At 62.8% G+C, this 11719-nt stretch carries 12 protein-coding genes; 9 read left to right on the forward strand and 3 right to left on the reverse strand.

Going from position 1 to position 11719, the window contains the following annotated elements; translation table 11 throughout:
- Positions 1-21: 21 nt before the first annotated feature.
- Genes AZF01_RS21500 through AZF01_RS21525 form a run of 6 tightly spaced genes read left to right on the forward strand, consistent with a single transcriptional unit; the run spans position 22 to position 4440 of the window.
- A complete protein-coding gene (locus tag AZF01_RS21500; RefSeq protein WP_024709333.1) occupies positions 22-384 on the forward strand; it encodes a hypothetical protein in 363 nt (120 codons plus the stop codon).
- A 43-nt stretch (positions 385-427) separates the two neighbouring features.
- The gene (locus tag AZF01_RS21505; protein WP_051424128.1) at positions 428-1690 is read left to right on the forward strand and encodes an aromatic ring-hydroxylating dioxygenase subunit alpha; all 1263 of its coding nucleotides are present in this window, start codon (positions 428-430) and stop codon (positions 1688-1690) included.
- Positions 1687-2181 carry an aromatic-ring-hydroxylating dioxygenase subunit beta gene (locus AZF01_RS21510; protein WP_024709331.1) on the forward strand — a complete coding sequence of 165 codons (495 nt, stop codon included), beginning with the start codon at positions 1687-1689 and terminating at the stop codon, positions 2179-2181. The genes AZF01_RS21505 and AZF01_RS21510 overlap by 4 nt, the downstream gene beginning before the upstream one ends.
- Positions 2181-2942 carry an SDR family NAD(P)-dependent oxidoreductase gene (locus AZF01_RS21515; protein WP_024709330.1) on the forward strand — a complete coding sequence of 254 codons (762 nt, stop codon included), beginning with the start codon at positions 2181-2183 and terminating at the stop codon, positions 2940-2942. The genes AZF01_RS21510 and AZF01_RS21515 overlap by 1 nt, the downstream gene beginning before the upstream one ends.
- An 8-nt stretch (positions 2943-2950) precedes the next feature.
- Positions 2951-3919 carry a PDR/VanB family oxidoreductase gene (locus AZF01_RS21520; RefSeq protein ID WP_024709329.1) on the forward strand — a complete coding sequence of 323 codons (969 nt, stop codon included), beginning with the start codon at positions 2951-2953 and terminating at the stop codon, positions 3917-3919.
- Between the two features lie 11 nt (positions 3920-3930).
- Complete coding sequence (locus tag AZF01_RS21525; RefSeq protein WP_024709328.1) at positions 3931-4440, forward strand: flavin reductase family protein; 510 nt, start codon at positions 3931-3933, stop codon at positions 4438-4440.
- 14 nt (positions 4441-4454) lie between these two features.
- Here the strand turns inward: AZF01_RS21525 and AZF01_RS21530 are convergent, their stop codons facing one another.
- Positions 4455-4904: a MarR family winged helix-turn-helix transcriptional regulator gene (locus AZF01_RS21530; protein ID WP_024709327.1), complete on the reverse strand. Its 450-nt coding sequence runs from the start codon at positions 4902-4904 to the stop codon at positions 4455-4457.
- A 124-nt stretch (positions 4905-5028) separates the two neighbouring features.
- Between AZF01_RS21530 and AZF01_RS21535 the strand changes: the two genes are divergently transcribed.
- Genes AZF01_RS21535 through AZF01_RS21545 form a run of 3 tightly spaced genes read left to right on the forward strand, consistent with a single transcriptional unit; the run spans position 5029 to position 7870 of the window.
- Positions 5029-6057 carry a TRAP transporter substrate-binding protein gene (locus AZF01_RS21535; RefSeq protein ID WP_024709326.1) on the forward strand — a complete coding sequence of 343 codons (1029 nt, stop codon included), beginning with the start codon at positions 5029-5031 and terminating at the stop codon, positions 6055-6057.
- Positions 6054-6581 carry a TRAP transporter small permease gene (locus tag AZF01_RS21540; protein WP_082781129.1) on the forward strand — a complete coding sequence of 176 codons (528 nt, stop codon included), beginning with the start codon at positions 6054-6056 and terminating at the stop codon, positions 6579-6581. The genes AZF01_RS21535 and AZF01_RS21540 overlap by 4 nt, the downstream gene beginning before the upstream one ends.
- Entirely contained in the window at positions 6581-7870 is a 1290-nt protein-coding gene (locus tag AZF01_RS21545) for a TRAP transporter large permease (protein ID WP_024706877.1), read from the forward strand. The genes AZF01_RS21540 and AZF01_RS21545 overlap by 1 nt, the downstream gene beginning before the upstream one ends.
- 181 nt (positions 7871-8051) lie before the next feature.
- Here AZF01_RS21545 and AZF01_RS21550 read toward each other — a convergent pair whose 3' ends face one another.
- Together AZF01_RS21550 and AZF01_RS21555 are read right to left on the reverse strand one after the other, a co-directional pair.
- Positions 8052-10046, reverse strand: a complete 1995-nt coding sequence (locus AZF01_RS21550) for a CocE/NonD family hydrolase (RefSeq protein WP_061449915.1) — start codon at positions 10044-10046, stop codon at positions 8052-8054.
- A 71-nt stretch (positions 10047-10117) separates the two neighbouring features.
- Positions 10118-11704 (reverse strand): ABC transporter ATP-binding protein, encoded by a 1587-nt coding sequence (locus AZF01_RS21555; protein WP_051423940.1) that lies wholly within the window; start codon positions 11702-11704, stop codon positions 10118-10120.
- Positions 11705-11719: the final 15 nt, after the last annotated feature.

The following is an 11719-nucleotide window of genomic DNA, read 5'->3' on the forward strand; positions in this document are numbered from 1 at the left end:
CATTTCTGAAAGGACCACCCGATGTCAGAACCGACACCGATCCGCACACTGCTGTGCTTTGCCATGCAGCCGGCCTTCTTCGATCTGCCGTTTTCCGGGATCGGGCCCGTCTGGAAAGGCACGCAGACCCTGATGGCCAGCATATCGAAACTCGAAGGCGTGGAGGTCATCGGCACGCTCGATGATGACCAGACCCAGGTGGGAACATCCCAGTCCTTTCCGTGGACCTGGTACATGCTGTGCGATTTTCCCGACCGCCAGTCGGTCATCGCCGCCTGCAACTTCCTGCGCACCATCGTCGTCGATGACGATGACCACCGTCTCTGGAAATACATGCGCGTCGAGGCCCGGATGGGCCGGGCGCTGACGATTCCCGAACTCTGAGCCTTTGAGAGGAGCATCCATGTCTTACGCATCGCCGCAGACAATGCCGAAATTCAGCGACCTCGACGCGCTTTACTCGCCTGACGCGAAGGTGGCCACGTCGATGTACGAGGACCCCGACCTTTTCAAAGAGGAGATGGAACGCATCTTCCACCGCACCTGGGTCTGGGTCGCCCATGAAAGCGAAGTGCCCGACAAGGGCTCGTTCAAGCTCTCGCATGTCGGCCTTGAGCCGGTAATCGTGGCGCGCGACCGCAAGGGCGTTCTGCATGTCATGGTCAACCGCTGCCGCCACCGCGCGGCGACAGTCTGCGAGGTCAAGAAGGGCAAGACCTCGTCCTTCCAGTGTCCCTATCACGGCTGGGGCTATGGCCTTGACGGCTCGCTGCGGGCGCTTCCCTATCCCGAGCAGTATGGCGACGACTTCAGCAAGGAGCAGCACGGTCTCAAGCGCCTGCGCACCGAAAGCTATCAGGGCATGGTGTTCGCCACCTTCAACGAGGATATCGAGCCGCTGACCGATTTCCTCGGTCCGAAGGTCTGCCGCTATATCGACCTGTTCATGAAGCAGGGCGGCGGTTTTCCGGTGAAGGTGCTGGGCGAACATCAGTTCACGGTTCCGATGAACTGGAAGGTCCAGCTCGAAAACACCACCGACGCCTATCACTTCCCAGTGGTCCACAAGAGCTTCATGCAGACGCTCGATGGCGCGACGGAAGACATGTTTGACTTCCTCGACAAGGGCAAGGGCTGGGTCGAGGATCTCGGCAACGGTCATTCGGTGATGATGATGATCCCTGAACTCGAGGATCTCGATGCCAATCTCGATCAGCCGATCCCCGAGCGGTTTGAGGGCCTCGCTGAGGAACTGCGCGGCGAGGGCTATCCGGAGGATCAGGTGCGCAAGATCGTGCGCGCCGTCGGCGGCGCGGGCTTCAACCTCAACCTGTTCCCCAATGTCTCCTTCTCGCTCGCCTTCTTCCGTGTGCTGACGCCGGTTGCGGTCGATCGCACGGACATCCGCCATATCGCTATCGGGATGGAAGGCGGACCGGCGGCCGCGAACCGAGCGCGCATCCGTCTTCACGAGCATTTCCAAGGGCCGATGGGCTTCGGCTCGCCCGATGATGCGGAAGTGTGGGAACGCGTCCAGCGCGGCACCAAGGGCGGCGAGGATCTGCCGATCCTGGTCAACCGGGGCATCGTCGATGAGGAGCCGGGCGAGTTGGGTCCGCGCGGGCATATCAGCGCCGAAACCGGCATGCGCGCCGCCTACAAGATGTGGAAGAGGATGATGTCGGTATGACCGCGACCAAAGCAACCAACGATCTGGCGCTGCTGCAGAAGGTCAGCGCCTTTATATGGAATGAGGCGGCACTGCTCGATGCCAAGGACTACGATGCCTGGCTCGATCTGTGGACCGACGACGGCATGTACACGCTGCCGATCGGCGATACCGAGGATTTCGACAACGCCGTGAACCTCTGCCATGATAACGCCAAGATGCGGCGCGACCGCGTCGGGCGTTTTCAAAGGGGTTTCGCGATTTCCTCGGCGCCGCCGGCCGAAACAGTCCGCACCGTGTCTCGCTTCGTGATCACCAGGGTCGAGGGCGATGAAGTCACGGTCGAAAGTGCCGAACACCTGATCGAGGACAAGTTCGGCCGTCAGCGCGTGTGGGCCGGCAATGTCACCCACCGGCTTGTGGCCGATGGCGACAGCTTCAGGATCGACGCCAAGATCGTCCGCCTTCTCAACTCCGACGGGATGCTGAATTCGTTCAGCTATCTGTTCTGATGGCCGCGCCCCTGCCTGAAAAGATCCAGACTGCGGTGGTCACCGGCGGCGCGCGCGGTCTGGGCGCCGAGATCGTCCGCGCGCTGCATCGCGCGGGCTTCCGGGTCGTCATTTCCGATGTCGATCCGGAGCCCGCCGCAGCGCTCGCCTCCACGCTCGATCTCGCCGGCGAGACGGCGGTGACGGCAACGCTTGACGTCAACAGGCCGGAAGACTTCCAGACCGTGCTCGACAAATGCATCGAGCGCTGGGGCTCGGTCGAGGTGCTCGTCAACAATGCGGCCCGCACCGCCGTCAAGCCGGTGCTGGAGATCGATCCCGCGGAATTCAACGCCATCCTCGCCACCAATGCCGGCGGGGTCTTCGCCGGCAGCCAGATATTCGGCCGTCATTTCAAGGCGCGCGGCTATGGCCGGATCGTCAATCTGGCCTCGCTCGCAGGCCAGAACGGCGGCACGGCCACGGGCGCGCATTACGCGGCGTCCAAGGGCGCGATCCTGACGCTCACCAAGGTCTTCGCCCGCGATCTCGCGCCCTTCGGCGTGACCTGCAACGCCATCGCGCCGGGGCCGATGGATACGCCGATGGTGCGCTCGGTGATCACGCCGGACAAGATGGCCGCGGCGCTCGCCAACATTCCGGTCGGCGAACTCGGCGATCCGGTCTTCGTCGCCGAACTCGCGGCGCTTCTGGCCGGCCCGAAGGCCAGCTTCGTCAATGGCGCCTGCTGGGACGTCAATGGCGGCATCTACATGCGGTGAGGTTTATCATGGAAGAACAAACGCTCACTTTGAAGATAGCCGAACGGATCGAGGAGCCGGGCAATATCGTGCGCTTGCGGCTGGTGGATCCGGAGGGCGCGGCGCTGCCGAAATTTGAGGCGGGCGCGCATCTCGACCTTCATTTGCGCGACGGCGCGCTCGATCTGTGGCGGCAGTATTCGCTTTGCTCCGATCCAGCCGAGACCGGGTTTTACGAGATCGGCGTTTTGCTCGATCCCAAAACGCGCGGCGGCTCGTCGGCTGTTCACCGCCTCGCCGTGCCGGGTGCGCGTTTTGAGGTCGAGGGCCCGCGCAACCATTTCCCGCTTGCAGAAGACGCCGAAACGACGGTGCTGTTCGGCGGCGGCATAGGGGTCACGCCGATGCTGGCGATGGCGCAGCGTCTTCACGCGCTCGGTCGCGATTTCACGCTGCACTACTGCACGCGGTCGCGGGACCGCACGGCATTTCGGACAGTGATCGAACAGGCGCCTTGGGCCGAAAGCGTGGTCTTCCATTTCGACGACGGCGATGACGCGCAGAGGCTCGATCTCGCCCGCGATCTGCCGCCGCCCGGCAAGAACACGCATCTCTACGTTTGTGGTCCCGAAGGTTTCATGGACTGGCTGATCGGCTACGCCGAGGCGAATGGCCATGACGGCGGCACTGTGCACCGGGAGTATTTTTCCGCCGATATCGATGCCTCCGGCGACACGTTTGAAGTCGAGGCCCGGCTTTCCGGGGTCACGGTCACGATCGGACCGGAAGACACGATTGCCAAGGCGCTGGCGCGCGCCGGCGTCAAGATCGAGGTCAAATGCGAGGAAGGGGTCTGCGGCACCTGCGTCACCGACGTTCTGGAGGGCACGCCCGATCACCGCGACAAGTTTCTGACCGATGAAGAGCGCGAGGAAGGCACGATGATCTGCGCCTGCTGTTCGCGCGCCTGCACCTCCAGGCTCGTTCTGGATATCTAGGGAGAATGACAATGGCTTTTGATGCACCGGACGAACAGGCGCTGGCGTTCCGTGAGGGCATGAGCCGGCTGGGCGCGGCGGTGACGCTGCTGACGTCGGACGGCGTTTCCGGCCGGCACGGCATGACGGCCTCCGCCGTCGTTTCCGTGACAGACACGCCGCCCACGCTGATTGTCTGCGTCAACCGGAAAATCCGATGCCACGACCTGTTCGTCGAGAATGGCGTGCTGGCGGTCAATGTGCTCGCCGGCCGGCATCAGGAACTGACCTCCCGCTTCGGCGGAAGGTTTCAGGGCGATCGCTTTGCCGGCAACAACTGGATCAAACTCAAGACCGGCGCGCCGGTGCTGGAGGATGCCGAAGTCGCCTTTGACTGCCGGATCGTTGATGTCCGCCCGGTTGGCTCACACTCGGTTATGACCTGCGAAGTCGAAACCGTCCGTCTCCACGCGCTGGACGCAGAGGGGCTGATCTGGTTCGGCCGTCATTTCCATCACCTTCATGCGGGCGCGCCCAAATGAGAACAGACGGCGCGTCACAGACGGTTGAGCTGGCCGAAGACCTTTTCCAGGATGGCGTTGAGCACGGTCATCTCCTCGTCGCTCACATCCTGAAAGCTGATGTCGAAGACCTGCCGGGCCTCTGCCAGCGCCAGCGCGCGAAGGCGGTCGCCTTCCGCCGTCAGGCAGGCTTCCGTCACGCGCGCGTCACTCGGGCGCACGCGAGTGGTAACAAGGCCATCGCTGATCATGCGCTGAACGACCTTGGTCGTGGTGTTCAGCCGCATGGTGGAAAATTCCGCGATTTCGGAAATCGAGAGATAGGTATCTTCGTAAAGCGACATCAGCACGCGCCAGCGCGGCACGTCGATGCCGATCGGCTTCAGTCGTTTTTCAAGAACCTGCACATAGCGCGCGTTCACGCGGCTGACCCAGTAAAACGGCCAGTTTCTCTTGAAATGCGGATTCGTCTGTTTCGCGTTCACGCCACGGTCTCGGTTTCGTCTGTCGGTTATTCAAACTGTCCGGGTCGCTTGGTCCCGTCGGATGCGCTGCGGCAGACGTTCGTATGCACTCTTCGCTCCAACCAAAAAAGGGGAATAAAGTAAAATGAACGTAATTTTTCGTGTTCTGTCCGCCGCCAGTGTCGGCGTAATGATGTTTGCCGGAACGGTCAAGGCCGAAACCGTGCTGACGCTCTCGAGCTGGGTGCCGGCCACCCATCCGCAGGTTGCCAACTTCATCGTGCCGATGGCCGCCGATATCGAACGGGTCACGGAAGGCCGGGTCAAGGTGAAAATCCTGCCGGCCCCGCTCGGCCCGCCGGCCGCCGCCTTCGACCTCGCCAAGAACGGCGTGGCCGATATCACCTACTCCGTGCAGGGCTACACGCCGGGACGCTTCAAGACCGCGGCCATCGGCGAAATGCCGTTCCTCAGCGATGACGCGGTGGCGACATCGGTCGCGTTCTGGCGCGTCTACGAGAAATATCTCGCCTCAGCCGGCGAATATGATGGCGTGAAGGTCATGGCGATCTACACCCATGGGCCGGGCGAAATGTTCTCCTCGAAGCCGATCGAAAACGTCGACGATATCGAGGGCCAGAAGATCCGTATCGGCGGCGTCGTGGCGAAAGACATCGTGACCTCGCTTGGCGGCGTGCCGGTCGAGGGCCCGTCCTCGAAATCCTACGAACTGCTCAGCCAGGGCGTCGCGGACGGTATCTTCTTCCCCTACGAATCCGTCAATTTCTTCAAGCTGATCGACCTCGTTGACTATGGCTATGCCGTGCCGGGCGGCATTTACAACACCGCCATGTTCGTCGTCATGAACCAGGGAAAATGGGACAGCCTGCCGCCGGAAGACCAGGCCGCGATCAGCACGATCATCGGCGAGCCGCTGTCGCGCAAGGCCGGCGAAATGTGGAACGAGGCCGACGCCAGGGGCCGCGCCGCCATGGAAGGCAAGGTCCGGATCCACGAAGCCGGCGAAACGGACATGACGGCGCTGCGCGAAAAGCTGCAGCCGATCATCGACAACCAGATCGCCGTGGTTTCCGCCACGGGCGTTGACGGTCAGGCGGCCTACGAAATGCTCAAGGCGGAAATCGCCAAAGTCGAAGCGGAGTCCGCGCAATGAAGGGCTTCCATGTCCCCGGCACGGATGAAGAGGGAGGCGGCCTTGCGGCCGCCTCCCCCATGTCCGGCCTCGTCAAGAAAATCATTGCCTGGATCAGCGCCGTGTTTCTCTGCGTGATGATGGTGCTGACCGTCATCGACGTCGTCGGGCGTTATATCTTCAACGCGCCGCTTGCGGGGGCAACGGAGATGACCGAACTGCTGCTCTCCGCAGTCATCTTCATCGGTCTGCCTGCCGCGACGCTCGATCGCGATCACGTAACGGTGGATTTCCTCACCGACCGGCTGAACGGCGGCATCGAGCGCATCCGCGTGCCGGCGATCGCGCTTCTCTCCGCCGCCATCATGGCTGTCGTGGCCTGGCGGCTCTGGCTGATGGGCGACCAGATCGCGGGTTATGGCGGGGTCACCGTTTCGCTGCACCTGCCGGTGGCGCCGCTTGCCTATCTGGCAGGCATTCTCACCGGCCTTTCCGCCTGCATCATGCTGGCGATGGCGGGTTATGCCGCACGGAGAGGTTCGTGATGGCGCATTGGGAAATCGGAATGCTCGTGCTGTTCGGCCTGCTTCTGGCCGGGTTGCCGATTTCGCTGGCGCTGACGGCCATCGGCATTGTCGGAACCGCGACGATCATCGGCTGGGAGCCGTCTTTCGCCCTGCTCGGCCAGACCTTTTTCGACAACAGCCGCAGCTATTCGCTGTCGATCCTTCCGCTGTTTCTGATGATGGGCAATTTCGTCGTGCAGTCGGGCGTTGCCCATGATCTGTACGACGCCGCCTATGCCTGGCTGAGGCACCGCCGCGGCGGTCTGGCGATCGCGACGATCCTCGCCTGCGGCGGTTTTTCCTCGGTCTGCGGCTCCTCGCTTGCCACGGCCTCGACCATGGCCAAGATCTCCATGCCCTCGATGCGCCGCTTCGGCTATCCCGACGGTTTGTCGACGGCCTCGATCGCTGCCGGCGGCACGCTCGGCATCCTGATCCCGCCTTCCGTGATCCTGATGTTCTACGGGTTGATGACCCAGCAGGACATCGGAAAACTGTTCATCGCCGGCATCGTGCCCGGTATTCTCGGCGTCTGTCTCTATGTGGCGGCGGTCTGGATGTCGATGAAGGCGGGTCGCGTCGAGGTGCCGGTCGAACCCAAACTGCCGCTGATCGACAGGATCCGTGCGCTGAAGGGCGTCTCGGGCGCGCTGGCGCTGTTCATCTTCGTCATGGGCGGTATTTATCTCGGCGTGTTCACGCCGACCGAAAGCGCGGGAATGGGAGCGGCGGGCGCCTTCCTTCTGGTGGTACTGCGTCGCCGGATGAGACTTCAGGAAGCGCTTTCGACGCTTTACGACACGGCCAAGACCACAGCGATGATGAATTTCATCCTGTTCGGCGCGCTGACATTCGCCAATTATGTCAATCTCTCCGGCATGACGAGCGACATGCAGACCATTCTGACGGGTTTCGGCGACAATCCGTGGGGCGTGATCCTGATGATCACCCTGATTTACCTCGTGCTCGGCTGCATGCTGGAAGGCCTGTCGATGATCACGCTGACCGTGCCGATTTTCTATCCGATCGTCGCCCAATACGGCTTTGATCTGATCTGGTTCGGCATTTATGTCGTGATCGTCACCGAGGTCAGCTACATCACGCCGCCCATGGGCCTCAACGCCTTCGTGTTGCGCTCGGTGGTCAAGGACGTTTCGCTTGCGACGATATTCAGGGGGCTTTCGAGCTTTCTGGTCGTCGATGTCGTCCGTCTCGTCCTGATCCTGATTTTCCCCACGATCGCGCTTCTGTTGCCCAACCTGATGTAGCGGTGTCGGCTGGCGGCGGAAGCGCACAAAAATGGCAGGCTCCTTCCGCCTCCTGGCCGTCGCCATTGCGGCGTCGAGCGAAAAGCAGAATCCGGCTTTCGTCCATCCGACATCTCAATAGATGGAAAGCGGAGCATCGGGGGATGTCGATCCATCGCCCGATGCTCCTCTAAAGCGCCGACTACATGAAGTCGCGGGGGATGCGCTGTTCGAAGGACTTCGCGAAGATTTCGCGGTCGCCTTCGAATGCCGTCACGCTTGCCGCGATGATCCAGTCCTTATTCGTGCAGCGCATCGTCGTGGTGGTTTTGGTCGAAACCGACCAGCCATCGCGCTCGATCCGGATATTCCAGTCGATATCGCCCTTCATCGACAGCGGGTCGTTGGGGTCGATCGACCAGTCCTCATTGCGGATTTCCTGGGTGCGCAATCCATTTTGCGGATGCACTTCCAGCCCGGTGTCCTCGTAGATGCGATAGTGCGTCAGGCCGGTGACCAGATCCTTTTCGACCGAGCGGCGGGTTTCCTCGGGCGACCGCATTTCATACTGCGGCAGCGGATTTGGATTTTCCGGCTCGGCGACGGTGATGCGCTCATGCGCGCCAAGAAGCGGCAAGGCAAGGCGGATGCTGGCCGTATCGATCGTGAGTCCCGGCGCCTCGGGCGACGGCAGGATGGTCGGCCAGTAGCTTGTCGAAAGCGCGAGCTTGATGCGATGGCCGGGCGCGAAGCGGTAACCCATGGCGTCAAGCCGCATGGTGATGCGCGTCTTCTCGCCACGGGGCATGTTGGCCGGGGTCTCGTTGCCGTCGCGATGGGCGAGATTCAGGACGCCGTAGCAGGCGCGGGTTTCCGTGCCATCGGGATGGACATCGATGATCCGGACGACAAGGTTTTCCCAGTCGCCCTCGCAGGCGACGTCGACGGAAAGCTCCGGCGCGCCGAGATAGACCGCCTCTTCGGCAAGTGGCGCGGTCTGGAAGGTCAGCGAACCGCCATTATCGCTGCGCTGATCGCCGGCAATTTCCGCGTCGGGTTTCAGCGTGAACCATTCTCCGCCGCTGGTCCCGGTGTCGAGCGGCGAGCGCAGATAGATGTCGCCCGTGCCTTCGCTGGCGCCGGTCGCGTTGAGCGTTCCGTCGGCGGCCACCGTCAGCGTTTCGGTCTTCGGCGGCGCCCAGGCCTGCTTGGCGATCCAGTAGCCGGGATCGCGTTCGCGCCTCAGCGCCGGTCGCGGACCATCGAGGATATAGGCGCGCATCTGCGGCAGGTCTTCCGCGCCGTTGGTTTCATCGTCCAGCCAGCGTTTCCACCAGGCGATGGCCTCGGCGTGGAAATCCATGCGCGGCTTCGGCCAGGCGAAATGCGGGTATTTGTGGATCCACGGGCCGACAATCGCCTTGCCTTTGTCGCCCAGACCCTCGATCGCCTTCAGCGGCGTGTTACGATAGCCGTCCGCCCAGCCGGCAATCACCAGCGCGGGAACGGGAAAGCCGTCGAAATCCTCGCAGATCGAGCCGTGCTTCCAGAAATCGTCGCGACGCTGATGCGCGAGCCATTCCTCCATGAAGAAGGGCTGGCCTTCCAGCCGCTCCAGCCACATGTCCTTCCACCGGTCGCCGACCAGATCGATATCCGGTGTGCGCGACTGATAGGCGAGCATGGTGCCCGCCCAGGAGAGCTGGGCGGAAAGATGCGCGCCGTTCTTGTAGTGAATATCGTCATTGTAACGGTCGACGGTGGAGGCGATCGAGATCACGGCTTTCAGCTGCGGCGGTTTCAGCGCGGCCACCTGCAGGCAGTTGAACCCGCCCCAGGAAATGCCCATCATGCCGACATTGCCGTTCGACCAGGGCTGGGCGGCGATCCATTCGAGGATCTCGCAGGCATCGGAGAGTTCGCGCGGGGTGTATTCGCCGTCGATGACACCTTCGGATTCGCCCGAACCACGGATATCGACGCGCACGCCGGCAATGCCGGCGGCGGCGAAGACCGGATAGGTGGATTCGTCGCGCGGGTCGGTTCCGCCGCGCTTGCGGTAGGGCAGATATTCCAGCACGGTTGGCACCGGCCTGTCCGCCGCGCTGTCCGGCATCCAGATTCGCGTTGCCAGGCGCGTGCCGTCCTTGAGCGTGATCCACTGGTCCTCGGACGTCGTAAAACCTTGTTTAGCCATGGTTTTGACCTTTTCGTATTCGGGTTCTGTCGGGAGTGGGCGCGGGCCGAAGGGGCGGCCCGGCCGGAATGTCAGTTGCCGGCGCTCACCGTCCTGCGGCTGGCGAGTACCTCTTCCAGCCAGCCGATCTTCATTTCGGGCACGGATTTCAGCAGCAGATCGGTATAGTCGTCGAAGGGCGGGGACAGCGCCTCCGCCTTGGGGCCGAAGCGGACCAGCTTGCCCTGATGCATCACCGCGACGCTGTCGGCAATCGCCCGGACAATGGCGATGTCGTGGGTGATGAAGATGTAGGAAAGCTGCTCTTCCTTCTGGAGCTGCAGCAGCAGTTTCAAAATGCCGTCGGCCACCAGCGGATCGAGCGCCGAGGTCGGCTCGTCGCAGATGATCAGCTCCGGCCGGGCGGCAAGCGCGCGGGCGATTGCCACGCGCTGTTTCTGGCCGCCGGAAAGCTCTGCGGGATAGCGATCGTAATAGCCGCTGCCCATTTCGATCTGTTCGAGCAGCTCGTTGACCCGGCCGTGACGCGCGGAACCTCTGAGGCCTTCGTAGAAGGTCACCGCCCGTCCGATGATGCCGCCCACGGTCTGGCGCGGGTTCATGGCGGTGTCGGCCATCTGGTAGATCAGCTGAAGCTGGCGCAACTCCTCCCGGCTGCGGTTCTTCAGCGCCGGCGGCAGGTCCTGCCCGCCAAAGCGCACGCTGCCGGCGGTCGGCGGCAGAAGGCCCGTCGCCACCCGCGCAAGCGTTGATTTGCCCGAACCGGATTCGCCGACAATGGCAAGCGTCTGCCCCTTGGGAACATGCAGCGACACATCGAACAGCACCGGAATGGTGCCGTAGGAGGCCGAGATGTTGTTCATCTCGAAGAAGCGGTCGGACTGGTCGGCGGCTTCTTCGTGCCGGATCGCGCGGACATTCACCAGCTCGCGGGTGTATTCGGCATCCGGGTTTTCGATGATCTTTTCGACGCTGCCATATTCCACGGTTTCGCCATTGCGCAGCACCATGATGTCGTCGGCCACCTGCGCCACCACCGCGAGGTCATGGGTGATGTAGAGCGCGGCGGTTCCGGTTTTTTCGATCGCGGTCTTGATCGCTGCCAGCACGTCGATCTGGGTGGTGACGTCGAGCGCGGTGGTCGGCTCGTCGAAGACGATGAGTTCCGGGCGGCTGCAGAGCGCCATCGCCGTCATCGCCCGCTGCAACTGCCCGCCGGAGACCTGATGGGGATAGCGGTTGCCGAAACTGTCCGGTTCCGGCAGGCCGAGAATATCGAACAGTTCGACGGCCCGCTTCCGGGCCTCGCCGCGGCTCATCAGCCCGTGGCGCACGGTCGCCTCGATCACCTGATCGCCGAGCTTGTGGGCGGGATTGAACGAGGCCGCCGCCGATTGCGAGACGTAGCAGACCCGCGCGCCGCGCAGCGCCCGCGTGCCGGATTTACCGAGCTTCAGGATGTCGACGCCGTCCAACAGCACCTCGCCGCCCGTGATGGTGACGCCGCCGCGCCCGTAGGCGAGCGGAGAAAGCCCGATGGTGGATTTGCCGGCGCCCGATTCGCCGATCAGCCCGAGCACCTTCCCGCTTTCCAGTGTGAAGCTTACGCCCTTGACGATTTCGATCGGATGCGGCCGTTCTCCGGGCGGATAGGCCATGGCGCCGATCTCAAG

The sequence above is a fragment of the Martelella sp. AD-3 genome (assembly GCF_001578105.1).
Taxonomy (GTDB): Bacteria; Pseudomonadota; Alphaproteobacteria; order Rhizobiales; family Rhizobiaceae; genus Martelella.

Coding starts and splice junctions, on each gene's coding strand:
- AZF01_RS21500 (WP_024709333.1), top strand. CDS start 22: ATGTCAGAACCGACACCGATCCGCACACTGCTGTGCTTTGCCATGCAG.
- AZF01_RS21505 (WP_051424128.1), top strand. CDS start 428: ATGCCGAAATTCAGCGACCTCGACGCGCTTTACTCGCCTGACGCGAAG.
- AZF01_RS21510 (WP_024709331.1), top strand. CDS start 1,687: ATGACCGCGACCAAAGCAACCAACGATCTGGCGCTGCTGCAGAAGGTC.
- AZF01_RS21515 (WP_024709330.1), top strand. CDS start 2,181: ATGGCCGCGCCCCTGCCTGAAAAGATCCAGACTGCGGTGGTCACCGGC.
- AZF01_RS21520 (WP_024709329.1), top strand. CDS start 2,951: ATGGAAGAACAAACGCTCACTTTGAAGATAGCCGAACGGATCGAGGAG.
- AZF01_RS21525 (WP_024709328.1), top strand. CDS start 3,931: ATGGCTTTTGATGCACCGGACGAACAGGCGCTGGCGTTCCGTGAGGGC.
- AZF01_RS21535 (WP_024709326.1), top strand. CDS start 5,029: ATGAACGTAATTTTTCGTGTTCTGTCCGCCGCCAGTGTCGGCGTAATG.
- AZF01_RS21540 (WP_082781129.1), top strand. CDS start 6,054: ATGAAGGGCTTCCATGTCCCCGGCACGGATGAAGAGGGAGGCGGCCTT.
- AZF01_RS21545 (WP_024706877.1), top strand. CDS start 6,581: ATGGCGCATTGGGAAATCGGAATGCTCGTGCTGTTCGGCCTGCTTCTG.
- AZF01_RS21550 (WP_061449915.1), bottom strand. CDS start 10,046: ATGGCTAAACAAGGTTTTACGACGTCCGAGGACCAGTGGATCACGCTC.
- AZF01_RS21555 (WP_051423940.1), bottom strand. CDS start 11,704: ATGGCCTATCCGCCCGGAGAACGGCCGCATCCGATCGAAATCGTCAAG.